The organism is Bacteroides sp. AM16-24 (assembly GCF_003471885.1).
In the GTDB taxonomy this organism is placed as follows: Bacteria; Bacteroidota; Bacteroidia; order Bacteroidales; family Bacteroidaceae; genus Bacteroides.
The window spans coordinates 135174-159195 of the sequence record NZ_QRKI01000006.1; the positions used below are offsets into that span (position 1 = coordinate 135174).

Annotated in this window: 17 protein-coding genes, 1 tRNA gene and 1 pseudogene; 6 read left to right on the forward strand and 13 right to left on the reverse strand. The window is 46.6% G+C overall.

The genetic code is table 11. From position 1 onward, the window contains the following. The first annotated feature begins 35 nt into the window (after positions 1–35). The 3 genes from DW182_RS09325 (at position 36) to DW182_RS09335 (ending at position 3604) form a co-directional block, all read left to right on the forward strand. Positions 36–1679: a RagB/SusD family nutrient uptake outer membrane protein gene (locus DW182_RS09325; RefSeq protein ID WP_118295331.1), complete on the forward strand. Its 1644-nt coding sequence runs from the start codon at positions 36–38 to the stop codon at positions 1677–1679. 12 nt (positions 1680–1691) lie between these two features. After that, positions 1692–2981, forward strand: coding sequence for an exo-alpha-sialidase (locus tag DW182_RS09330; protein WP_118216834.1), 1290 nt, complete (start codon positions 1692–1694; stop codon positions 2979–2981). A gap of 155 nt (positions 2982–3136) precedes the next feature. Continuing rightward, positions 3137–3604, forward strand: a complete 468-nt coding sequence (locus DW182_RS09335) for a YhcH/YjgK/YiaL family protein (RefSeq protein WP_199678570.1) — start codon at positions 3137–3139, stop codon at positions 3602–3604. A 63-nt stretch (positions 3605–3667) separates the two neighbouring features. Here the strand turns inward: DW182_RS09335 and DW182_RS09340 are convergent. The 4 genes from DW182_RS09340 to DW182_RS09355 all read right to left on the reverse strand — a co-directional run bounded on the left by DW182_RS09340 (position 3668) and on the right by DW182_RS09355 (position 8469). Further along, positions 3668–3749, reverse strand: a tRNA-Leu gene (locus DW182_RS09340). A 75-nt stretch (positions 3750–3824) separates the two neighbouring features. Further along, positions 3825–4850, reverse strand: a complete 1026-nt coding sequence (locus DW182_RS09345) for a S41 family peptidase (RefSeq protein WP_118216836.1) — start codon at positions 4848–4850, stop codon at positions 3825–3827. 39 nt (positions 4851–4889) lie between these two features. Continuing rightward, positions 4890–5750 (reverse strand): DUF3316 domain-containing protein, encoded by an 861-nt coding sequence (locus tag DW182_RS09350; RefSeq protein WP_034753200.1) that lies wholly within the window; start codon positions 5748–5750, stop codon positions 4890–4892. 40 nt (positions 5751–5790) lie between these two features. Beyond that, positions 5791–8469, reverse strand: coding sequence for a DNA gyrase/topoisomerase IV subunit A (locus DW182_RS09355; RefSeq protein WP_007216982.1), 2679 nt, complete (start codon positions 8467–8469; stop codon positions 5791–5793). A gap of 107 nt (positions 8470–8576) precedes the next feature. On the opposite strand from DW182_RS09355, the pseudogene DW182_RS09360 reads away from it, so the two are divergent. The 3 genes and pseudogenes from DW182_RS09360 to DW182_RS09370 all read left to right on the forward strand — a co-directional run. Then, positions 8577–8684 (forward strand): annotated as a pseudogene (locus tag DW182_RS09360) (ABC transporter ATP-binding protein); the annotation flags it as partial. Positions 8685–8786: 102 nt separating this feature from the next. Then, positions 8787–10328 (forward strand): glycine--tRNA ligase, encoded by a 1542-nt coding sequence (locus DW182_RS09365; protein ID WP_118295332.1) that lies wholly within the window; start codon positions 8787–8789, stop codon positions 10326–10328. A 44-nt stretch (positions 10329–10372) separates the two neighbouring features. Then, positions 10373–11005: an FKBP-type peptidyl-prolyl cis-trans isomerase gene (locus DW182_RS09370; protein WP_007660622.1), complete on the forward strand. Its 633-nt coding sequence runs from the start codon at positions 10373–10375 to the stop codon at positions 11003–11005. A gap of 82 nt (positions 11006–11087) precedes the next feature. Here the strand turns inward: DW182_RS09370 and DW182_RS09375 are convergent, their stop codons facing one another. The 9 genes from DW182_RS09375 to DW182_RS09415 form a co-directional block, all read right to left on the reverse strand. Continuing rightward, positions 11088–12980: a serine hydrolase gene (locus DW182_RS09375; protein ID WP_118295333.1), complete on the reverse strand. Its 1893-nt coding sequence runs from the start codon at positions 12978–12980 to the stop codon at positions 11088–11090. Further along, entirely contained in the window at positions 12977–13798 is an 822-nt protein-coding gene (gene murQ, locus DW182_RS09380; RefSeq protein ID WP_117707971.1) for an N-acetylmuramic acid 6-phosphate etherase, read from the reverse strand. Before murQ ends, DW182_RS09375 begins: the two co-directional genes overlap by 4 nt. Positions 13799–13851: 53 nt before the next feature. Next, entirely contained in the window at positions 13852–14691 is an 840-nt protein-coding gene (locus DW182_RS09385; RefSeq protein WP_044533712.1) for an ATPase, read from the reverse strand. Between the two features lie 73 nt (positions 14692–14764). Then, positions 14765–15952, reverse strand: a complete 1188-nt coding sequence (locus tag DW182_RS09390; RefSeq protein ID WP_117707972.1) for an acyltransferase family protein — start codon at positions 15950–15952, stop codon at positions 14765–14767. 26 nt (positions 15953–15978) lie between these two features. Continuing rightward, positions 15979–18876: an FAD-binding and (Fe-S)-binding domain-containing protein gene (locus DW182_RS09395; RefSeq protein ID WP_118295334.1), complete on the reverse strand. Its 2898-nt coding sequence runs from the start codon at positions 18874–18876 to the stop codon at positions 15979–15981. Between the two features lie 169 nt (positions 18877–19045). After that, positions 19046–20278 carry an exo-beta-N-acetylmuramidase NamZ domain-containing protein gene (locus DW182_RS09400; protein WP_118295335.1) on the reverse strand — a complete coding sequence of 411 codons (1233 nt, stop codon included), beginning with the start codon at positions 20276–20278 and terminating at the stop codon, positions 19046–19048. A gap of 34 nt (positions 20279–20312) precedes the next feature. Then, complete coding sequence (locus tag DW182_RS09405) at positions 20313–21635, reverse strand: MFS transporter (protein WP_007660612.1); 1323 nt, start codon at positions 21633–21635, stop codon at positions 20313–20315. A 24-nt stretch (positions 21636–21659) separates the two neighbouring features. Then, positions 21660–23024, reverse strand: coding sequence for a SpoIID/LytB domain-containing protein (locus tag DW182_RS09410; protein ID WP_118295336.1), 1365 nt, complete (start codon positions 23022–23024; stop codon positions 21660–21662). A 63-nt stretch (positions 23025–23087) separates the two neighbouring features. Further along, positions 23088–24020 carry a DUF4922 domain-containing protein gene (locus DW182_RS09415; RefSeq protein ID WP_007660610.1) on the reverse strand — a complete coding sequence of 311 codons (933 nt, stop codon included), beginning with the start codon at positions 24018–24020 and terminating at the stop codon, positions 23088–23090. Between the last annotated feature and the right edge of the window lie 2 nt (positions 24021–24022).

Below are 24022 nucleotides of genomic sequence, written 5' to 3' on the forward strand. Positions count from 1 at the left end.
TTGAGTAATATTGAAAATACTAATACAAGAAAAAAATGAGAACACTCGTCAATCTAACAAGTAAAATACTGTGTGCCGCACTGTTAATAGTTACCGGCCAATCATGCAGTTCGGATTTTCTTAATGAAGTGCCTCTTTCTAATTATAGTACAGAAGGAGTCTTGACCTCCGAAATAGGTTTTGAAGCCTATATGACTGCTATGCATAAGGCTGCCCGTGATGAGATGGCTGCTCGTGATGCCTCCCGCTATTTTTATATAATGAGTGCATCAACAGACATAGCGTCGTTTGGCAATAATTCAGCTTCCAGTAATAATTATAATACCCTGCTTACTCCAACTAGTACCGTGACTAAATATGTGTGGGATTGGGCTTACGAGAGTATGTTTCCTATAGCTAATACCATCATTGCATATGCCAGTAAACCGGAGTTGGCTGATATATGGAGTAGTGAAGAAAAAAAGAATGCAATGATTGCCGAAGCTAAGTTTTTCAGGGCTTATACGCATAATATGTTGGCTAATCTGTATGGGGGAGTACCTATTATAGATACCATTTATGTTAGTCCCAAAACTGATTTTGTGCGAAATACCCGTGAAGAGGTCCTCCAGTCTGCGCGTGCTGATCTGGAATATGCTTCTAAATGGCTACCTGCAACGGTGAAAAAGCAAGGCCGGATTGTGAAAGCTGCTGCTGATCATCTGTTGACTGAAGTTTATATTAGTCTTGGAGAGTATCAGTTAGCTGTAGAAAGTGCTAATAAAGTTATAAATTCCGGTTTATATAAGTTGATGGATGAACGTTTTGGTACCAAAATGAATGAGCCGGGAGATCCCTTCTCTGATATGTTCAAAGACGGTAATCAGAATCGTGATGCCGGTAATTTAGAGTCCATTTATGTATGGCAGTTTGAGGACATGACATTAGGTGGACAAGGCGGTAGTAATGGCAATAATCGTTTGAGAAATTGGGGACCTTGGTATGAAAGACTTACTGATCCTGCCGGAAAGTCAGGTATGATTGTCGTTGATAGTATGGGAAGAGGGACCGGACAAGTACGTCCTACGCCTTATTTCTTATATAATGTCTGGAAAGGAAACTGGGACAATGATATGCGTAATTCGGTTCATAATATGCGTAGGGAGTTCCGTTACACAAATCCGAAATCAGCCTATTTCGGGCAGTTGGTAGAACCAAGAAAAACAGAAATCGATACTATGCAAAATGTTTATCCTTATCCTCGTAAGATTGAGGGAGATATAGGTACATTAACCAACACGAGTACGTCTTGGTCCGGGCGTACCTATCAGGATTTCATTGTGTACCGATTGGCTGAAACTTATTTGTTGCGTGCCGAAGCCTACTTTAGGTTGAATGATTTGGAAAATGCAGCTAAGGATATTAACGTGGTACGTGAACGTGCCAGAGCAAAACCGATTCAAGCATCCGACGTAACGGAAGATTACATTTTGGATGAACGTGCCAGAGAGTTGATTACTGAGGAACCTCGCCGCAGAACATTGGTGCGAATGGGGAGACTAGTGGATAGGGTAAGGAAATATAGTATACGAGAGCTTACCCGGACTTCTATACAAGATTTTCACCAGTGGTGGCCTATTCCGCAGACAGCTATTGATAGCAATGTTGGTGCTAAGCTGGAACAAACAGTTGGCTACTAAATAAAAAATATTATGGATAATTTAAAAAAAATATCGATAACTGGCTTGCTCGTTTTTATTCAGCTATCCAATATTTGTTGTCAAACGTCTTCAGAAAAATCCTCTCCGGGTGGTGACAATCAAGGTGAGATTGAAGTGAAAGTAGGAACAAAAAACTTTAAAACGAATAAGGTTACTAAGCAGGGGACACCGGTTGTACCAATGTGGAATGCTCAAATGCCAACTGTTGATCTTTCTGCTGGTGCGGGATTCCCAGTATTATCCAAGGCTGAACATGCAGTAGTGTGGCAACCACCTACTCGGGAAGATGGTGCTTATAATCATTATGCTTGTCTGATTAATCATAAAGGTAAGTTTTATGCAATGTGGGGAAATCATCCTTTAGGTGAAGATGCTCCCGGGCAACGTGTGTTATATGCCACTTCTGATGCGTGGGGAAAGTGGTCGGAGGCAAAAGAATTGTTTCCTGCTCCCGGTCCGGTCTTGCCTCGTACAGAGAAAGGCATTCATCTGAAACCCGACAGATGGGCGGTTATTGATGATGTGCTATATGCCATTACCTACGTGCATGGTGCCAAAGTATATCCGATTGCTCGTACTGTGAACGAAAAAGGGGAATTCGGACAACCATTCCTGGTTGAAAACTTACCTGATGGTGGAAAATTGCCTGTATACATGCAAGATCTTGCTTCAGCTACGGCTCCACCTATAGGTATCCGGCTACGCAATTGGTATCGGGAGAACGATCAAATCAGTTGGTGGGCGGCAGACACATGGGGAGTATTGCGTACGGCGATTGACAGTCATAAACTAATAGAAAGTTTTATCTATCGGGCTAAAGATGGAGGGCTGGTACTCATGTTACGTGACTGGGGAACCTCACAGAATCCGGTACATGATAATAGAATGTATGTGAGCTTCAATGATGGAGCAGGTGGGTGGGGAATTCCTTATCCGACAGATATTCCGGATTCACCAAGCAGAGCGCAGGCTATTTCATCAGGAGACGGGACTGTGTTGCTGATAGGCAACCAAAATGCATATAGTTTTGATCAAGCGTTATATTTAGACCGGGATCCGATAACTGTGTCAGTCAGTAAGGACGGATATAAATTCGATTGTGTATATGCTTTACGTATTGATGCTCCTAAGAAATATCGATTTGCGGGTATCAAAGGGCGAAATTTAGGCTATGCTTATCCCAGTTCTATAATATTAAATGGATGGCTGTATACTTTATATTCTGTGGGCAAAGAGGATATGGCGATTACACGTGTTCCATTAACTGCGTTGGGATTATAGTTTAAAATACGAGATTCAGTTGGGAATCCCGTATTTAGAATATAATGTGAAAATAATCTTATAAAATGAAGTTACAGAGACTTTTATTGATTATACAAAGGGCATTTATTGTGCTCTGCGTGTCTATTACAGTGTATAGTTGTACAAGAAAACAGATGTTGATGCAACCGATTGTACAAAATGCTGACGCTGAAGCCAGAGCCTTCTGGGAAGCCTTGAATCCATCATTTGCAACAGTTTTCCATTTCATAGATACTACTGATCTAATCAATGTAAAACCAGGTACTTATATCTTGGATGATGATAATGCTTGGGTGATTATAATGGAGTGTGATATGAAAGAACAGGAGAAAGCATTGCTTGAAATACATGATAATTATCTTGATTTACAGATGCCTGTTTCAGTAGCTGAAAACTATGGTTACAAATTGCGTAGCGAGTGCAAATTTCCGAAAGCTCCGTTGGATACAATAAAAGATATTCAGTTTTTTGACGATCCTATTAGTGAACTTATCGAAGTGCAACCCGGACAATTTGTTGTTTTTGATACTTGCCATGCACATGCTCCTACGATAGGTTTTGGCTCCATCAAAAAGTTAGTAGGTAAGATAAGGAAAAGATAGTTCTGACTTTGAAAAGAAAAAGCCTTCGGAATTAAGTTTTCCGAAGGCTTTTTTAAATCTATGTGCGGGTGATAGGACTCGAACCTACACGCCTCTCGGCACCAGATCCTAAGTCTGGCGCGGCTGCCAATTACGCCACACCCGCAGTGGCTTTCTTGTTAAGCGGTGGCAAAGATAGAAAGTTTTTTCTTTCTGGCAAACAGTTTGGCATAGAAAGTGTTTATTGGACTACTTTTAAGAGTTCCCGTGCCCGTTCAATAATGGCATCGCTCTTGGTATCATTCTCATCCATATCTACTTTCTCATCCGGATCAATGCCGAATTCGATATGTTGTTTGTCTGCATCCAGGTGGGGGCTGGCAGAGAAACGTACGCCCCAACCATTCGGAAGCTCTGAAGAGAAAGGTAATCCCGAACCGCCACCGGTTTTGTCACCTACCAGAGTAACGTTAGGAAAATAGCGCATCGCATTTACGAAATCATTTGTTGCGCTATAAGAGTGACGGTTGATGAGAAGCATTACTGGTTTTTGCCAACGGATGCTATTGGAGGGCTCCAAATAAATGGGTTTGGGATCAGAGAAGTCACTGTGTCCCTTTCCCGTCTTATGCTGGATATATCCCGTCAACACTTTCTCATTAGTGAAGCGGGCCGCTATACGCTCTGAATTAGTCAGATTTCCGCCACCATTGTTGCGAACATCCAGAATCAGGCCACTACATGGAGCAAGGTAAGAAAGGACTTCATCCAGATTGCCGTTACCGACACCACTGGAGAATGATTCATAATAGATATATCCGATGTTGTCATCCAGAATCTTATATTTCATGCCGGCAGCGATACGGTACGTCTTTCCGAGATATTGCCGTTCGATAATACCTTCGTTGAAGTTGCGGGGATAATCCAGATACCAGTCCCAGTAACGGGCCACATTTGAAGAACTGTACAGATTCACATGACCGTCTTTCAGTTCCGCCAGCATACTGTCAAGCAATTGGAACAATCCGTCATTACCCATGTTGGATGTAATGAGAGGTTGGTATTTATCGTGGATGGCATCCCAGTCTATTTGTTTGTAATCCAGGAAACAGTATTGCTCGTCAATGATCTTCCACAAAGCTTCGAAGTTTCCCTGTGGTGAATTGTTGAACTCTTCCTCCCGGATACAACTGGATAGCAAAGGCAGTATCATGAGCGCTACTCCCAGCCATCTAAACTTACTATGATATATTTCTTTTATTCCCATTATTCTATCCCCTTATCACGATGTTATCGCTTTATCACTCTATTTTTTCTTCTTGTCACGAATGAGAAACAATTCTTTTACGAAACCTACCATAAACACATGCGAATAGGTATGCGTCTTTATATCATTTACTTTGGATTGTTGTGCATCCCAGAGATAGGCTAAACGCATTTTGGCTCTTCCTACCGGGAAATCAACAGTCAGCATCTGCCGCAGGGATGGCTGGTTGTGTAGGGAAGTGAAATTAATTACCCCGTTCCAGTTGCCCAACGTAAATATTTCGTAGTACGACTGTCCGTAGTTGGGTGAGAACATAATACCTGCAAAAGGCAGGTTAACCTGATAGCGCAGACTAATCGGATAGTTTTTGATTCTTAAATCCCATATTGCCATTCCCGATGCATCCAGATTGATGTAAGCGCGTGCCTGTGCCGGGTTGTTGCCATTGCGCAGATTGTAGACAAAGCCGCCATTTAAGTCGATAAGTCCTCCGGCAAGTAATTTGAAGTTAGAAGTAATCGGAAAATTATAATGCAATCCGTAATTCCAGTTTGCCAGACCGGAGAACATATTGTTGTTGTCCACCCGGTTGTGTGTATAGCCTAAGTCTGCCTGGAAGAAACTTTGCAGAGATACATTACCGTTCATCCACTTCGTCATGCGCATACTTTCGCGGGAAATACGGAAGTCAACGCCTTTGTATTCCTGCGGTGACAGGTAGGTGTCGAATACATTCGTGAAGCCGACACCGTACATTGTGGCGCGGGTTATAAAGCGTGTCCTTGCAGAAGAGTCCGCCCTCAGCTCTTGCAGCGCCTTGTCTTCAACACTTTGCGCTTTTATACTTCCACCTGACAAAAGCAGGCATCCTACTATTACAACAATCTTATGTAACTTCATTGATATAGTTGCTTGTCACTAATCGCTAATCGTTAATCACTTAGAACAGCTTCATCTGCCCCGTTATTTCATCCCGGATATCATCTTCACTCTTTCCATGATCGGGGTCCAGATTTTCCGGCTCTTCTTCCTCCTGATCTTCTGTGTCCTGCGAAACCTCCGGCTGTCGTGTAGGTTCCAGTTCATTGACAGTTTCCATTGTGAACGTAGTGATACGTTTACCTTTTGCCTTGAAACCTTTTACAGCGATAAATTCATCAGCCTCTATAATCATAGGTTCACGGAAACTGTCGTGTCCGCCGAATATGATTTCCAGGCGGGGATAGCATTCATCCGTCAGTAAAATCAGGCGATTGTTCTTGTTCTCTCCCAGATAGTTCTGCTTGCGGTTGGTTGCCTCCATGCAGAAACGTTTGATATATGGGAAATTTTGTTGGTCCGCATCATAAAGTACGGCTGTCCATATCTTGTTCGGGTCAAACTTCTCTAATATACGGATATTGGCTTCATAGTGGTTGCTTAGGTCGAAGTTGGTGATGTAGAAATCCCCGTTGTCATGTACCACCAGGATGCTGTCATCACTTTGGAATTCTCCCAGGTATTCGCCTCGTCCGTCATAGTTAAGGCGAAGCACGTCACGGTCGAACCAGACTTTTCGTCCGCCCAGAGTAGAACCGCCACGCTGTTTCAGGGCGATCTTGTGTACCGGAAGCTTGGTTAGAATGTTTCCTCTTGCCTGGCGTCCTTTAATGCCGACGGCACTAAAGTCTTCTTCGAAGATAATGCGTCGTACCCGTGGATTGGGTTTCAGGGTTACTTTGATGACTTCCGCTTCACCGTTGGGGTTGGCAGTGAAGTACATGATGCGTGAATCGGGCGTGCCTTGCGTCACATCATATTCGCGATCACGGATAATGCTTGTCACTGCAAAACGCTTGATATAATGTGTACCCTCTTTTCCGTCACGGTAAACCACATTGTAGATGGTACGCTTATCGTTTTTCTTGAATACATTGGCATAAAGAATATTTTTACCCACAAATTTCTTGTCGGAAACAGGAGTAACTATATACCGCCCGTCGCGGAAGAAGATAATGACATCGTCGAGGCTGGAACAGTTTGAGAGGAATTCATCTTTCTTCAGACCTGTGCCGATGAAGCCTTCTTCGCGATTGATGTATAATTTTTCGTTGGCTTCCACTACCTTGCTTGCCTCGATGGTATCGAAGTTGCGCAATTCTGTACGGCGCGGGAAATTCTTGCCATATTTGTTTTTCAGCATCAAATACCAGTCTACCGTATATTCCACGATATTAGCCAGATGATGGTCTATTTCCTCTATGTCCGCCTTCATGCGGGCAATGAGTTCTTCCGCTTTGTCGGAGTTGAACTTGAGGATGCGCCCCATCTTTATTTCCATCAATTTGAGGATATCTTCTTTGGTTACTTCGCGTACGAATTGTGGATAATAAGGCGTCAGACGTTCGTCGATGTGTTCGCAAGCGGCATCCATATTTTTGGCCTGTTCAAATTCCTTGTCTTTATAAATGCGTTCTTCAATGAAGATCTTTTCCAGTGAGGCAAAGTGCAGACTTTCCAGTATTTCGTCTTTGCGTATTTCCAACTCCTGGCGCAGCAGGGATAAGGTGTTATCTACTGATTTTCTCAGTATATTGCTCACGGTGAGGAAGTGAGGTTTCTGATCGTCGATGACGCAACAATTGGGCGAAATGCTTACTTCGCAATCAGTGAAAGCATACAAGGCATCTATCGTCTTGTCCGAGGAAACACCAGGCGCCAGGTGAACCAATATCTCTACGTTGCCAGATGTCAGGTCTTCTACCTTCTTTATCTTGATTTTGCCTTTTTCGCTTGCCTTTACAATAGAGTCGCAAACACTGGCTACCGTTTTCCCGTAAGGAATTTCTTTGATAGCAAGTGTCTTATTGTCAATCTTTTCAATTTTAGCGCGTATGCGTACCGCACCGCCACGTTCTCCGTCATTGTATTTAGAAACATCAATGCTGCCGCCTGTCTGGAAATCCGGATACAGTTTGAATTCCTCTTCATGCAGATAGTGGATGGATGCATCGCAAAGTTCATTGAAGTTATGGGGAAGTATTTTGGATGAAAGACCTACCGCAATACCCTCTACTCCTTGTGCCAGCAGCAAAGGAAATTTAACAGGCAGGGTTACCGGTTCTTTGTTTCGTCCGTCATAGGAAAGTTTCCATTCGGTAGTTTTGGGATTGAACACTACATCGAGGGCGAATTTCGACAGGCGTGCCTCAATGTAACGGGGAGCAGCAGCACCGTCACCGGTGAGTATATTACCCCAGTTTCCCTGACAGTCTACAAGTAAATCTTTCTGTCCTAATTGCACCAGCGCATCCCCGATAGAAGCGTCACCATGCGGGTGAAACTGCATGGTATGTCCTACGATGTTCGCTACTTTATTGTAACGTCCATCTTCCAAACGCCTCATGGAGTGCAGAATACGTCTCTGCACAGGCTTCAAACCATCATTTATGTGGGGTACGGCACGCTCCAGAATAACGTATGAAGCATAATCCAGAAACCAGTTCTGGTACATACCGCTAAGTTGGTATTTTGCTTTTACGTCTTTCGCGTCAGCGGGTTTATAATCCGAATGTCCTTCGCTCCCTTCCGGGAGTCCGTTTTCCAAATCGTCTTTTGGTGCTTCAAAGTCTTCGCTCATATCTGTTCCGGGAATATCTATTCTGAATAATCACTGAATTTTTCAGTCGAACGCAAAATTACTAAATTTCTCGGGAAAACCTGCAAATGAAGGTTTTTTAATTATTTGTAGTGATGACTCACTCGCGACATGATGCCTCGTATGCCCACCGCATTATCAATCTGTTTGACGGACAGATTGTGACGGAAGTGCAAAGTGAGAGTTTGTTACGATAAGATAAATTAATACCCCACCTGCCCGACTTATGATATAAATCCCTATCTTTGTGGCGCTTTTTAATAAAGAACAGGATTAAAATTAATAGATATAACAAAAAAATGGCACAAGAAGACGTTTTTAAGAAACTCGTATCACACTGTAAGGAATACGGTTTCGTATTCCCCTCCAGCGACATCTATGATGGATTGGGAGCAGTGTATGACTACGGTCAGATGGGTGTAGAACTGAAAAACAACATTAAACAATACTGGTGGCAGAGCATGGTGTTGCTGCACGAAAACATTGTCGGCATCGACTCCGCTATCTTTATGCACCCCACCATCTGGAAGGCTTCCGGACACGTAGACGCATTCAATGACCCTTTGATTGACAACCGTGATTCCAAGAAGCGTTATCGTGCCGATGTATTGATTGAAGACCAACTTGCAAAGTACGACGATAAGATTAATAAAGAAGTTGCCAAAGCTGCTAAACGTTTCGGAGAGGCTTTTGATGAAGCACAGTTCCGTAGCACAAACGGTCGCGTACTGGAACATCAGGCTAAACGTGACGCATTGCACGAACGTTTTGCAAAGGCACTGAATGATAATAACCTTGACGAGCTTCGCCAGATTATCGTGGATGAAGAAATCGTTTGCCCCATCAGCGGTACAAAGAACTGGACGGAAGTTCGTCAGTTCAACCTGATGTTCTCTACAGAAATGGGTTCTACTTCGGATGGTGCCATGAAGATTTATCTGCGTCCTGAAACAGCTCAGGGTATCTTTGTGAACTACCTGAATGTGCAGAAGACCGGCCGTATGAAGATACCTTTCGGTATTGCACAGATTGGTAAGGCATTCCGTAACGAGATTGTGGCTCGTCAGTTCATTTTCCGTATGCGTGAGTTCGAACAGATGGAAATGCAGTTCTTCGTGAAGCCGGGCACTGAATTGGACTGGTTTAAGAAGTGGAAGGAAATTCGCCTGAAATGGCATAAGGCATTGGGATTCGGTGATGACCACTATCGTTACCACGATCATGATAAGTTGGCTCACTATGCGAATGCTGCTACAGATATCGAGTTCCTGATGCCGTTTGGTTTCAAGGAAGTGGAAGGTATCCATAGCCGTACGAATTTTGACTTGTCTCAGCATGAGAAGTTCTCAGGTAAGAATATTAAGTACTTCGATCCCGAGACAAATGAAAGTTATACTCCGTATGTTATCGAGACTTCTATCGGTGTGGACCGTATGTTCCTCAGCATCATGTCTGCTTCTTATTGCGAAGAACAACTGGAAAGTGGAGAAAGCCGCGTAGTGCTGAGATTGCCTGCCGCACTGGCTCCTGTGAAGTTGGCCGTAATGCCGTTGGTGAAGAAAGACGGTCTGCCTGAAAAGGCTCGTGAGATCATCGACTCATTGAAGTTCCACTTCCACTGCCAGTATGATGAAAAAGATAGTATCGGTAAACGTTACCGTCGTCAGGATGCCATCGGTACTCCGTACTGTGTGACTGTTGACCACCAAACTCTGGAAGATAACTGCGTGACACTGCGTAATCGTGACACGATGCAACAGGAACGCGTGGCTATTGCTGAACTGAATAACATCATTGCAGACCGTGTCAGCATCACTTCATTGCTGAAAGGGTTGCAATAAGTACCGGAATTCGAAAGTTAGAATACAGAATAAAAAATAATTGAATGAATAAAAAACTCTTAGTATTTTTACCTTTCCTGCTGATTTTGGCAGGTGCGTTTGTCTCTTGCGAAGAAGTGGAAGAGGAAGGGAAATATGCGAACTGGCAGGAGCGTAACCAAGCGTTTCTGGATTCTATCAAGGTAGTTGCGGGAGATAATTATGTTCCTATGGACTTGGAAAAGTTGGATAAAGTAGAGGTAGGCGAAATATTCTATGTTAAGAATGAATTTGTCAGCACTCTTCAGACTCCGGAATATATATATTGTAAAAAGCTTGTGAAGAATCTGGATGGACAACGTCCGATGGCTACAGAAGCGGCTTATGTTTATTATTATGGTACACTGATTACTGGTACTAAGTTTGATGGAAGTTTTACGGGATATAGTGCAATAGATCAGGCTATCCCTAATCCTCCAAAGAATGAGCCGACAGATTTCGACTGGACTGTTATGTTTACTATCAACTCTTCTTCACTGACAAGTGGGTGGAGAACTTTCCTGCAATATATGCGCGTTGGAGAACGCTGGATGGTTTATGTTCCATGGGGTTCTGCGTATGGAACTGATGGTAGTGGATCGATTCCCGGTTATTCAGTATTAGCTTTTGATGTAATAATGACAGAGGTGGTTCAGTAAACTAACTTCTTCTTTAAAAAATAAAGGAGGCCTATCTATTTCTTGTGATTAGATAGGTCTCCTTCACTTTTTATACTCTATTTCACATCCTCTTTTTCAACGCTTTCACCCAAATTTTATATCCTTCTTCATTCAGGTGCAAGCCGTCACTGGTCAGTTCTTTGCGCAGTACATTCGTGCCTTTCGCTGTAAATAACGGGAAGAGGTTGATGAATGTAATCTTGCGATCTTTAGCTAAAATTTCCAGTTGTGCATTGATTTCGGGAACCATGTCGGTTTTTCCGGTTAGCTTTTTGTAACGTCCGAAGCTCTCATCGAAAGGCAGGAGACTTTGCAGGTAGAGTCTCGTATCGGGAGATTCACGCTGAATGCGCTCTACGGTCATGCGTATCATACTGACGATGCTGTCCACAGTGAGGTCGTGTGAGATGTCGTTGACACCGGCAAGGAGGAATAATTTCTTAGGGTGTCCCGGAAGTATCTGGTGCAGTCGGTCGTAAATACCCATAACTTCATCACCGATGATACCACGGTTACGGATGTTTTTCTTGTTGAGGCGGGCGTTCCAGTCACCGCCACCTTCTGTAAGGCTGTTGCCCACCATGACGATGTCTTTGGAAGTAATGGCAGGTTCATCCATGAATTGCAGGAAGCGCTTATAGTAATGGTCCGTATAAATACGTGGGGTGGGATAGATAGAAGCTGCAACAACATTGGCTACCAGAGAGCGCAGACGAACCATGCTGTGACCGTCTTCGGGATGCACGGCATTGACAAGCAGGATGACGGAAGTGTCGTTGTCCGGATCTATGATGATGGAAGTACCGGTGTATCCGGTGTGCCCGTAGGTATTCGGACCAAAATAATCTCCGTTATTGGAAGCGTAGGCGGTGAAGTTATCCCATCCTAAAGTGCGTCCTAATGTAGCGGTAGCACGAGGGACGGTACGCATAGTTTTTACTCCCAATGGGCTGAGGATGCGGCGTCCGTTCCATTCTCCGCCGTTTTGCAGAGCGGCGCAGAGGACAGCTATGTCTTCGGCGCAAGAGAATACACCGGCATTGCCGGAAATACCGCCATTCATGACGCGGGCGAGTGGGTCGTGTACTTGTCCGCAGAGGACGCTGCCGTCGGGTTGCTTTTCGGTGGGAGCGACGTTTTTCAATTGACAATTGACAGTTGACAGTTGACAATTGGCGGTGCTGTGGAGATCGGTTTTTGCCCAGTGGGGGAGGGCGCTGTTTATCCATTTTCCATCCTTGTCGCGCTTGCAGGGGAGATAGTCGGTATGGGCCATGCCTAATACATCAAAAAGATTTTCGCGAGCGAAGTCACGTAAAGATTGTCCGCTGACGGTTTCGATGATGCGTTGCAGGGTGATGTAGTTAAGGCAACTGTATTGGAAATCGGTCTGCGGCTTGAAGTCGCGGCGGCAGTTGGCTATGTACTCTATCATTCCGTCGGGGCTGGGAGAGCCATATTGTTTCTCCAATTCACTGGTTGGGGCATAAGGGGGGAGACCGGAAGTGTGCGTTAGCAGGTCGGCGATACGGATGATTTTCTTATCTTTTCCGTCTTCGCTCACCCAGGATTTAAATTCAGGGATGTAGAGGTTGACGGGGTCCAGGAGGCGGAGCTTGCCACGTTCTGCCAGAATATGGGTACAGATGGCAGTGGACATGGGTTTGCTGCATGAAGCCATATCGAAAATAGTGTTTACGGTCATAGGCTCGGTGTTAGGGTACACACACTTGTTGCCGTATGCTTTGAGGTAAGCCATCTTCCCGTTGCGTACTACAGCGAGCACGGCACCGGGAATGTCTTTATTGGCGATGGCGGTTTCTATCGCTTCGTCAGCGTATAGCAAATGACGGGAATCCATGCCTACTTGTTCGGGGGCAACACGTTGCAAGGATTGTGCATTGGCTTGCAGGGCAAGCAATACAAAAAAGAAAAGGGAAGGGAGGAGTTTCATAATGTTACCCCCCTATAAGCATCCACTGCCTTTTTCACTGAACCATGCATTAGCAACAGTGCCTTTGCCTTTCCATAGTCCAATCCCAGTTCTTCTACAATCATGCGGGTGCCACGGTCTACCAATTTCTGGTTACTCAGCTGCATGTTCACCATCTTATTACCTTTCACGCGGCCCAGCTGTATCATGACAGAAGTGGTAATCATGTTCAGTATCATTTTCTGTCCCGTACCCGATTTCATGCGTGAGCTACCTGTTACGTACTCCGGTCCTACAATCATTTCGATGGGAACATCTGCTTCTGCTGCCATCGGAGAGTCGGGGTTGCTGGTGATGCAGCCTGTAAGAATGCCGTGCTCGCGTGCTTTCTGCATGGCGCCGATAACGTAAGGAGTCGTGCCGGAAGCAGCAATGCCGATGACGGTATCTTTATCCGTAATGTTACGTTCAACCAACTCTTCCCAACCGCGACGCATATCGTCCTCCGCATTTTCCACCGGATTGCGCAGGGCTGTATCACCACCTGCTATCAGTCCGATGACGAGTGTAGGAGGCATACCGAATGTTGGAGGAATTTCCGATGCATCCAGCACACCCAGGCGACCGCTGGTACCTGCTCCCATATAAAAGATGCGTCCGCCTTGCTTCATGCGTGGAACGATTTGTTTCACCAGTTTCTCAATCTGTGGGATAGCTTTCTGAACAGCCAATGCCACTTTCTGGTCTTCTGTGTTGATGTCCTCTAATATTTCGCGGACAGATTTCTTTTCTAAGTCGTTGTAGAGCGAAGGTTGCTCTGATATCTTTACGAATGCCATGATGATGATGAGATTTATGATTTATTATTTATGATTTATGGAGGCTGGGATGGTTAGCTATGGTAGCTAATCAGGCCTTCCATAGGGCTTTGGAGAATGGTACCTATTTGAATGCCCATTTCCTGTGCGGCCTCGGCAAGTACCTCCTTATAATGGAATGCTACGGAGCCGATGAAATGTACCTTGCTATGCTGATAATCGTATTGCATGACGTTCCTTTTCAGGAAAGCCTTGAAACTGTTCAGCACCAGCGTGCGCACACAAGGCTCATCCAGATTCTGAGCGAGGAATGGAGACAGGCTTGCCAAGAAGCGGTTCGGGAATGGTTTGCGGTATACACGGTCGATGATGTCTGCCGGTTCCAGATTGAACTGTTTGAGGAACTTCTCTTTCAGTTCCGGAGTCATTTGATTCTTCAGAATATCACCTACCAGCAATTTGCCCAGGCAAGCACCGCTACCTTCGTCGCCAAGGATGAAACCCAGGGGGGAGACGTTGGCACCAATATGTTTGCCGTCGTAATAACACGAGTTGGAACCTGTGCCCATGATGCAGGCTATGCCCGGTTCGTGTCCGCAAAGTCCGCGGGCGGCGGCAAGCATGTCTGTATTTACTTCCACTTCGTCGCCCGAAACCTGGAGATGCTGGATAATGGCACGGTGTACCATGGCAATTTTGTCGGGGAAGCCACAGCCGGCACCATAAAAGTACACAGCGTCGAAGGCATGGGTCGTTAACTGGGGCAGCAGCGCTGTCGCAATTTCATTACTGATCTCCTCTTCCGACTGAAAGAAAGGGTTGATACCTTTCGTAGAAATCTGTTGGATGAGTTTACCTTTCTCTACAACACACCAATCGGTTTTTGTAGAGCCACTGTCTGCTATTAATATCATATCGTTTAATTTTAATTATTCATCGTTTATATTTATCGGTATTATAGTCTTTTGCCGATTTATCTGCTTGCTACTATATCTTGATATATATCTTCCGTTTATACAATTGATAGCCGATGCACCAATTGATGGCTACAAAGAGCAATGCATAGGCCAGTGAACCGCCTGTCTCACCGAATATCGGCATGAGAACGATCTTGTATAAGAACCCGTGTATGCTGATGCTGCCATCACCCCAGGGGAAGCTGATGCTGCCGAACAGAATGCTGAGTACTCCACCCAGAACATACATGAACAGGGGATTTACACCGAAAGCCTCGAAGAAAGTACACCATTTCTTGTATCCTTTTACATCGATGATCCAGATGAGCAGTGCCAGAAAACTGGAGGCTAGTCCGCAAGTGGTGAGAACGAAGGTGGGAGACCAGATTTTCTTGTTGATAGGACAACCGTAGCTCAGCAGGAAGCCTGCGAAGGTAAGGATGGTGCCAATCAGGAATAACTTGATCAGGTGAGAGTTCAATAACGTCTCGCGGTTCTCGGTTTTATTGCTGTCCAGCATCATGCGACCCACGCAGAAGCCCAGTAATACATGGGCAATAGAGGGGATGGTGCTTAAAAGACCTTCGGGATCAATGCCGTTATCCTTGTACATGTGTGCGGGGGTGAGGATGGCACGGTCTACTATGGAGAGGATATTGGTTTCGTTGTAAGCAAATCCGTTGCCACACATCAGCAGGATGAAGTAACCTACCAGCAATGTGGCAATGAGGTAAGGGATATGACGGTGTTTCATGGTCAGCGCAATGATAGCGGTAGCACCGTAGCAAAGGGCCAGACGCTGCATGACACCCAGGATACGGATGCGGTCGAAGGTCCAGACGGATGCCCAGAGTTGTTCGCCGAAGCTGAGTCCTTCATGGGAACCTGCCCAGTAGTAACAGAATCTGGAGAACCAGCCGATGGCAAGTCCGATCAGGAAGATGATAATGGTACGCTTCAATATCTTCATGGCGGCTGCATGGCTGAACTCGAAATTGTACTTCTTCAGGGAGATATAGGTAGAGATACCCATGATGAACATGAAGAAAGGGAAGACGAGATCGGTGGGGGTGAGGCCATTCCACTCAGCGTGGCGCAGGGGGGCATATATATGTCCCCAAGTGCCGGGGTTGTTCACCATAATCATGCCCGCGATGGTGACACCACGAAGGATGTCGAGGGCAAGAATGCGCTTGTTTGTCTTAGTCTGACTGTTCATTGTAATAAGTGTGTTAAGTTATTTATTCAATTGACAATTCTCTTCGTGCATTGGTCTACAAGATAGGCGATAGAGACGTAGGGGATACCTGAGTTGGTAGTCAGTCCTATTTCGCAAGTACGACTGTTGGAGTAGCCGATAGTGATACCCGATGCTTCTATCTGCGGACGGAGTTTGCGCAAGGCATAGGAATTCAGTTCAGGATAGGTGAATCCACGGTCGCCGGCAAAACCACAGCAGCCTACTTCTTCGGGTACGAAGACATGCGTAGAACAGAGTTTTGCCAGGGAGATAATCGTATCTGCCAGACCCATTTTGCGCATGGAGCAGGTGATGTGTACAGCTACGGGGCGGTCGGTCTGCGTGAAGACCAGTTTGTCTCGCAGGAAAGTGTAGATGAATTCTGCAGGTTCGTAGAGTTTCATCTTTTGAATGGTTTCGCGCATGCGGTGCAGACAGGGGCTCTGGTCGCAGAGAACAGGGTATTTGCCTTGCTCGCTGGCTTCCCAAAGGGCGGCTTCAAGTTCGGCGGCTTTGCGGTCGGCAATGTCGAGCATACCTTTACTTTCCCAGATGGTGCCGCAGCAGAGCTTGTCCATGTCCTTGGGGAAGATGACTTCGTAACCGCCTTTTTGTAGGAGGGAGATCATCTTGTTTACCAAAGGTTGCTCCACGGGGGATTTTTTCGGGAGGCCCATGGTTTGGTTGATGCAGCTGGGGAAATAAACTACTTTGTTTAATTGACAATTGACAGTTGACAATTGTGACTTGTCAATTGAATAAGCTTTCGGCATGGCAGACGTCCACAAAGGTACGCCCAATACATTGTGCATCCCTTTCGTAATGCTGCTCATGGCTTTGGTTCCTAATACGGAGTGTCCGAAATTGGCTAATGATAAAACGGGGCGTAGACTACTCTTAACACCGGCGAAGTGATTGGCTACGAAATCTCCTGCTTTATATCCGAGGCTACCTTTCGGCAGTATTTCCTGTCGGATGATGTGGGTCAGGTCGCCTGTATTGATATTCATCGGGCAAGACATGGAGCATAGTCCGTCTCCTGCGCAAGTTTGATTGCCCGGGTAGCGGTATTGTTTTTCGAGTAGAGACAGACGTTCCGGGGCTGTGCCGCTTTGTTTCAGACGTGATATTTCCCGTTGCAATACAATGCGCTGGCGCGAAGAAAGGGTAAAGCCGCACGACAGGCAGTTCACTTCGCAGAAGCCACATTCGATGCACTTGTTTACTTTTTCGGCAGGACTGGCTTCGTCGATAGGAATCAACGGCAACGGTTTGAAGTTCTTGATGTGGCATTGCGGGTCATCATTGAAGATAACGCCCGGATTGAGCAGCCCTTTCGGGTCGAACAACTGCTTGACTGCCTTCATGGCTTCAAAAGCTGCCTCTCCCCATTCATATTTCACGAAGGGGGCCATGTTGCGTCCGGTGCCATGTTCTGCTTTCAGCGAACCGTCGTATTTATCGACTACCAGAGTCTTTACGTCATTCATTAGGTCCTCGTAGCGCTTTACTTCGGCGTCGGTACTGAAGGACTGGTTCAGGATAAAATGGTAGTTGCCTTCCAGGGCATGACCGTAGATGCAGGCATCATCGTAGCCGTGGCGGGCGATGAGCTGTTGCAGGTCGGCAGTGGCTTCGGGCAGGTCTTCGATGTGGAAGGCTACGTCCTCGATGAGGCAGGTAGTGCCCGGCTGGCGTGTACCACCTACGGATGGGAATATGCCTGAGCGGATAGCCCAATACTTGGAATATTCTTCCGGCCGGTCGGTGAAGTGCACGGGGATGTAGGTGCTGAAAGTTTTCAGACATTCCTCGATTACTGAGATGTTCTGTTCCAGTTCCTCGCGGGTGCGGGCTTTGGTTTCGGTCAGCACGGCTGTGAGGCCGGAGGCATCGGCAACTTCTTGCTTATACTTTAAGTAGACAGGATCTTCTACCGAAGAGAGGCTCTTATAGTCCAGCAGTTCGGCGCCTTTTACTATCTTTCTGTCTGCTTCTGATGCGGAAGTATTGTCATTTGAGAGTTCTTTCATCGCCACCACCGCCCGGCAGGCATCCTTGATGTTGGTAAAATAGAGCATGGCGCTAGCCTTGTACGGATAGTCGTACTCTGTGCGCATGGTAATTTGGGAAAGGAACGCAAGCGTGCCTTCCGAACCTACCATCAGGTGGGCAATAATATCGAATGGATCATCGAAACGGACAAATGGCAGAAGGTTCAGTCCGGTTACGTTCTTGATGGAGTATTTGTAGTGGATGCGTGCAGCGAGTTCTTCGTTGGCACGTATCCGATCGCGCAGTTCGCAGATGCGGTTAAGGAAATCGGGGTGGGTGGCTTCGAAGGAAGCACGCGAAATGTCGTCCCCTGTATCCAGCACGGTGCCGTCCGCCAATACGATGCGGGCGGAGAGAAGTACCTTGTCACTATTGGCATGTGTGCCGCAATTCATGCCCGAGGCGTTGTTCATGACGATGCCGCCTACCATGGCCGATTTCACACTTGCCGGGTCCGGAGCAAACTTACGTCCGTAGGGTGCGAGAATCTCGTTAACCCGCTGACCGATGATGCCCGGTTGCAAGGTAATCTGTTCATGATCGGGAGAAATGCTGTACTTCTCCCAATGTTTTCCGGCTACTATCAGGATAGAGTCACTAATGGCTTGTCCCGACAAGCTGGTTCCTGCGGCACGAAACGTCACTGGCAGACCATAACGGTCGGCAAGTCTCAACAGTTCGGAGATCTCCTCTTCGCTGCTGGAACGAATCACGATTTGTGGGATAAGGCGGTAGAAACCTGCATCTGTTCCCCATGCTAACCGGCGCAGTTCGTCGGTGTATATCCTCTCCTGCGGGATGACCTGGGAGGCATCATGCAGAAAGGCCATATAGTTACTCTTTGCCATATTGTATATTAATTAAACTTCCTTTGTCCCCCCTGCCAGAATATGTTGTGGAAAGGGGCTAAATGAAGTAACGACTGAACCCTATTAAGGTAACGACTGAACTCTATTCAAGTAACGGTTGAATGGCATTCAGTCCTACCCTTTTTTGAGATTAATTTCTTTTGTCCTATTATTTGTATAAGTAGTACTTCTTCGACAACCGTCGGAAGTCTTCAGCATCCTTATACCAATAGTCGCGAACATCTTCCCAGCGGTTGCGTTGTGAGAACCGCTTGCGTATCTCTTCCGAGCCGCTTACCATATCGAACATACGGAAACGTCCTTTGTCGGCATGCTCAAATACAGCACGGTCAGGATAGAGCGCTGCGATCTCCTGCATTACCAGGAACTGGATGTCGCTCAGCGGGGCTTTTTGCACATCCATGATGTGTACCTGTACGCCTTGCAGCAATTCACCCTTACCCACGGAGTAGAAGGGTTTCAGATACATCGGCCTGAATACGACACCCGGCACATTCAATGCGTTCAGGTTTCCCGCCAGTTTTTCTGCTTCTACCCACTGTGCGGCGAACATCTGGAAGGGTATCGTATAGCCTACTCCGATGGACATGTATCCCAGTTCCCCCAGAATACCGCTTACTGGATAGAATATAGCCGAGTGCGGATGGGGGATATGCGGAGAAGAGGGTACCCATTGTAACCCCGTTTGTACATAGTCCATCTTGCGTTTCCAACCTTTCATCTTCACAACGTGCAGGTTGCATTGTGCTGCCATCATCTTTTCTCCGTTCAGCATCAATGCCAGCTCACCGCAAGTCAGCCCGTAAAGGTACGGAATCTTGAACTGACTGACAAAAGAAATGCAATCATCTTCTACCAGATTGCCTTCTATCTTGAGTCCACCTACCGGGTTGGGGCGATCCAATACGATAAATTCTTTACCGTTTTCGGCTGCTGCTTCCATAGCCAGTCCCATTGTACTGATATAGGTGAATGAGCGGCAACCGATATCTTGGATATCGTAGACCAATACGTCAATGTCTTTCAACATCTCCGGTGTAGCCTTGCGGGTTTTGCCGTAAAGGGAATATACGGGCAATCCGGTGGTGGCATCTTTGATGTCCGTCACGTGGTCGCCGGCATGTACGTCGCCACGAACCCCGTGCTCCGGACCAAAGAGGGCAACCAAATTTACGTTCGGTGCTTCATGCAGAATGTCAATGGTGGATTTCATCTGATTATCCACTCCGGTGGGGTTGGTAATCAGACCTACGCGTTTGCCTTCCAAGCACTTGAAGTTATGATCTTTCAGGACTTCGATACCTGTCTTTATCCGAATCTTTTGTGCCTGCGATGCACCACAGAGGAAGCAGAGGACACAGAGGAGAATATACTTTTTCATAATGAATCGTTCTTTTTTATCACTTTATCACTTATCACTTCTTCCCGTATGTCGGGTCAATCTTCCTGTCGGCAAACACCGTGACCACAATAGTGGCGGCACAGCAGAGTATTACGATCCAGAAGAAGTTGACATAGCCGACTGCTTCCTGAAGGTAACCTGCAAACATGCCCGGAATCATCATGCTCAGTGCCATGAAGGCGGTACAGATGGCATAGTGCGACGTCTTGAACTCTCCTTCGGAGAAGTACATCATATAAAGCATATAGGCCGTGAATCCGAATCCGTAGCCGAACTGCTCGATGGCAATGGCCGTGGAGATGGCAAACAGATTATCGGGTTGGCCGATGGCGAGATAGACGAAGGTCAGACAGGGGAGTGTCATGCATCCCGCCATCCACCAAATGGATTTCTTCAGTCCGATACGCGATGCAAACAATCCGCCCAGGATACCGCCTACGGTGAGGAATATCACTCCGATAGTGCCATACACAATACCTACTTCTGCCGTGGAAAGTTCCAGACCTCCTGCCTCTTTAGAAGCTACCAGGAAAGGCATACACATCTTGATGAGGAATGCTTCGGGCAGGCGATAAAGCAGCATGAATGCGATGGCCAGCCATACGCCGGGTTTGGTGAAGTAAGTGGCAAATGTGCGCCCGAACTCTTGGAATATGGCTTTTGCACTGGCTGTTCCCGGTGTCAGCACAGACTTGTCAGAGGTAGGCTTGGGTATTGCAAAGAGGTGATAGAAAGTTACCAAACTGAACATGACGGCTGTAACCAGCATTGTGATGGTCCATGACAGTGGAATGTCTTTGTATCTCAGCTCGATGGCACCGGCTATGGCTACGAGTACTCCTTGTCCGAAGATGGATGCAAGGCGGTAGAAGGTGCTTCGGATACCGACAAATGCAGCCTGGTCGCTCTGTCTTAATGCCAGCATGTAGAAGCCATCGGCGGCAATATCATGTGTAGCCGAAGCAAATGCTGTAATGATGAAGAGAACCAGTGTGATGGTGAACATGCTGATGGGAGTTGTTCCGGCAGCTATCGTTGCTTCATCCGGTTTCGGAATAGACAGTGTCAACAGGATGAATGCTATCGACATCAGGATTTGCATAGAGATGATCCACCATCGTTTGGTCTTGATGATGTCGATGAACGGGCTCCAGAAGGGCTTGATGGTCCAGGGTAGATACAGCAAACTCGTAAACAAAGCCATCTCTCCATTGGGAACACCCATCTTGGCAAACATCAGTACCGAGATGTTGTTGACTATGAAGTAGGGGATGCCTTGTGCAAAGTATAAGGTAGGTACCCATGCCCACGGTGATATTCTTTTTGTACTGTTCATGATATTGTTTATTGTTTTGTTGAATTAGTCATATAGCTTCTCGATACTTGCGCCTATGTAATAGTGCAGCAGTATTGCGTCATACTTATATCCTTCCTCGCCCATGACGGCGGCGCCGATCTGGCACAAACCTACGCCGTGTCCCCAACCAGCTCCGGTGAGGATGAAGCGTCCGGGGATACCTTCGGGAGAGACGTCTTCCTTACCTACTATGAATGCGGAACTGTAGAGATGGGAAGTGGACAGCGTACGGCGTATCTCCAGTTCTTTGCCGATGGTGAGCGTCCGTTTGGTTCCTACGATTTTCAGTTTCCAGAGGCGACCTGAAGTTCCACGGGCGATAGGGACAAGATCGATGATTTGCCCGTAATCGATGCCGGAGCGTTTCAGGATCAGTGCAGAAAGTTCTTCTTGGGTGTATTCCATTTTCCAGCGGTAGAAGTCGGTGGTTTCCTGGTCGTAATTGTTCAGCACCTGCGAAAGGATTCTCTTATTTGTGGTGTTGCAGAAGGCCGGTGGAGAGGTACGAATCCACGTTTCCGCTTCCTGTTCATCCGTCAGGTCGGGTAATCCTCCACCGGGTCGGGTAGCTTCAAAGCTGAGGTCGCAGGTTTTGGGATTGAAGATGCGGAAGTCGCGTTGTTTCCGGAGATACGGATGGGGTGTATCTTCCCAGCAATACTGGAATTCTTCGAATGCACCGCCGCAGCATTTGGAGAAGCGGGCATCACATATCTTACCGTCAGACGTCAATACTTGTCCGCGGGTGGCAGCGATAGCTTGCTTTACGATTTCGGTGGAGGCGCGGGTGATGCCTTGATAACGCTGGCAATGGTCGTCTGCACAGACGTCGAAGCGCGTGTGGTCTTCACGGTCGTACCAACGGATTAACTCTTCATCTGTCTGGGTGAAAGCGGAATACTCTGCTTGGGTTTCCGTAATCTCCTTGTTCTTATGAATCTGAGCCAAAAGCCAGCTTCGTGAAATCACTGCATGTGCCTTCAACAACTCTAACGAAGCCGTTGCGCTCATCTCACTGGAGATTACGCTGGTCAGGTAATCTTCTACGTGGATGACGTTGATGCCTGTCAGCTTCTTGTTCTCCACAATAATCTTCAGAGAACCCAGGAAGCGCTGGTCTTCTTTACGCTCCCAGTGGAAGTTGATGCCGATGGTGACATCAAGCAGTTCGAAAGCGTCGGTAGCTTCGTTTACAGGTTCAAATAGAAGCTCGTCATAAAGGCGTCCGTTCCACAGTATCCTGCCTTCGTTGTAGGTCACAACCTGCTTGCCACTGATTTCTATACCGTTGATGCGGTACGGATTCAGCAGGATAAACTCTATTTGCGGCTCGAACAATATGCCTACGTGTACTTTGGGTTCTTTCATATTATCTTATTAATTACTATCTTAATTCCCCTCTCCGGAGGAGAATAAGGATACTCCGTTTTATTATATCTTCTCTTTAATGCGCTGACGTACCTGATGGAAGTCTTCGGCAGAAAGCGATACTTCGCTCAGGATCTGGGCTATGTCTTCGGCGGTAATCTTGAGAAAGTCTTTTTCGACCGGTGTGATAAACACTCCGCCGAGGTCTACGGATGCAGGACTGCTCAATAAATTGGCATCTCCTTCGGCTGTATAGCAAGCCGGACGGTGCTTCTCACGTGGAAATACGCATACGATCCATTTCTCATCTTCGTACCATGCCAATACATTCATCATCGGTTCGTCATCTCCCGGTTTGATGTCCAGTGAATGATAAATGATATCGAACAGGGCGGCAGCATGTTTCTTATTGGCTGCTTCAATGACCAATGTTGCACGGGGAGCGTCATTCAAGTACCAGAGGGTAGCTTCACCGTAACCTGCCACTTTGCCTGCTACTTGTTCGCGCCAGTCCTTTTCAATAGGCATGAAACCTTTGTTGCCTGCCTGGAAGTGAGCGTGATCGGGGGCGGAGGCACCACATTTGGGACCATTATAGAATATTGTGTAATCCGTCAACGCTTGTGCCAATGCCAGCATATCCTTGAAACGGACGGCTATGCGCTGGTTCACGTGTGCCACTTCCGGTATCGTCAGGTGACGGGGAAAGATAGGGAACGGATTGACCAGGATATTATAATGTCCTTCGAACGGAATTCCTTTCTGCACCGGCGGTAAATTGGCCGGGCAGAGGAAACATTTGCGTTCCTTGATGGACTGGGCATCTACTTTGGCTCCCGAAGAAACGATACGTGCAGGATTGAACTGTACCTTATAAGGAATACCGTTTACATTCAACTCCTTCACCTGGACACCCGAAAGGGCGGCATAGTTGTTACGAGCCGTTTCCCAGGAGACTAGTTGCTCGGTGAACAAATTGTTTATGGTTTGGTTCATAG

Excerpts from the sequence above, each read along its gene's own strand:
- DW182_RS09325 (WP_118295331.1), top strand. The coding sequence starts at position 36 with ATGAGAACACTCGTCAATCTAACAAGTAAAATACTGTGTGCCGCACTG.
- DW182_RS09330 (WP_118216834.1), top strand. The coding sequence starts at position 1,692 with ATGGATAATTTAAAAAAAATATCGATAACTGGCTTGCTCGTTTTTATT.
- DW182_RS09335 (WP_199678570.1), top strand. The coding sequence starts at position 3,137 with ATGTTGATGCAACCGATTGTACAAAATGCTGACGCTGAAGCCAGAGCC.
- DW182_RS09345 (WP_118216836.1), bottom strand. The coding sequence starts at position 4,850 with ATGGGAATAAAAGAAATATATCATAGTAAGTTTAGATGGCTGGGAGTA.
- DW182_RS09350 (WP_034753200.1), bottom strand. The coding sequence starts at position 5,750 with ATGAAGTTACATAAGATTGTTGTAATAGTAGGATGCCTGCTTTTGTCA.
- DW182_RS09355 (WP_007216982.1), bottom strand. The coding sequence starts at position 8,469 with ATGAGCGAAGACTTTGAAGCACCAAAAGACGATTTGGAAAACGGACTC.
- DW182_RS09365 (WP_118295332.1), top strand. The coding sequence starts at position 8,787 with ATGGCACAAGAAGACGTTTTTAAGAAACTCGTATCACACTGTAAGGAA.
- DW182_RS09370 (WP_007660622.1), top strand. The coding sequence starts at position 10,373 with ATGAATAAAAAACTCTTAGTATTTTTACCTTTCCTGCTGATTTTGGCA.
- DW182_RS09375 (WP_118295333.1), bottom strand. The coding sequence starts at position 12,980 with ATGAAACTCCTCCCTTCCCTTTTCTTTTTTGTATTGCTTGCCCTGCAA.
- murQ (WP_117707971.1), bottom strand. The coding sequence starts at position 13,798 with ATGGCATTCGTAAAGATATCAGAGCAACCTTCGCTCTACAACGACTTA.
- DW182_RS09385 (WP_044533712.1), bottom strand. The coding sequence starts at position 14,691 with ATGATATTAATAGCAGACAGTGGCTCTACAAAAACCGATTGGTGTGTT.
- DW182_RS09390 (WP_117707972.1), bottom strand. The coding sequence starts at position 15,952 with ATGAACAGTCAGACTAAGACAAACAAGCGCATTCTTGCCCTCGACATC.
- DW182_RS09395 (WP_118295334.1), bottom strand. The coding sequence starts at position 18,876 with ATGGCAAAGAGTAACTATATGGCCTTTCTGCATGATGCCTCCCAGGTC.
- DW182_RS09400 (WP_118295335.1), bottom strand. The coding sequence starts at position 20,278 with ATGAAAAAGTATATTCTCCTCTGTGTCCTCTGCTTCCTCTGTGGTGCA.
- DW182_RS09405 (WP_007660612.1), bottom strand. The coding sequence starts at position 21,635 with ATGAACAGTACAAAAAGAATATCACCGTGGGCATGGGTACCTACCTTA.
- DW182_RS09410 (WP_118295336.1), bottom strand. The coding sequence starts at position 23,024 with ATGAAAGAACCCAAAGTACACGTAGGCATATTGTTCGAGCCGCAAATA.
- DW182_RS09415 (WP_007660610.1), bottom strand. The coding sequence starts at position 24,020 with ATGAACCAAACCATAAACAATTTGTTCACCGAGCAACTAGTCTCCTGG.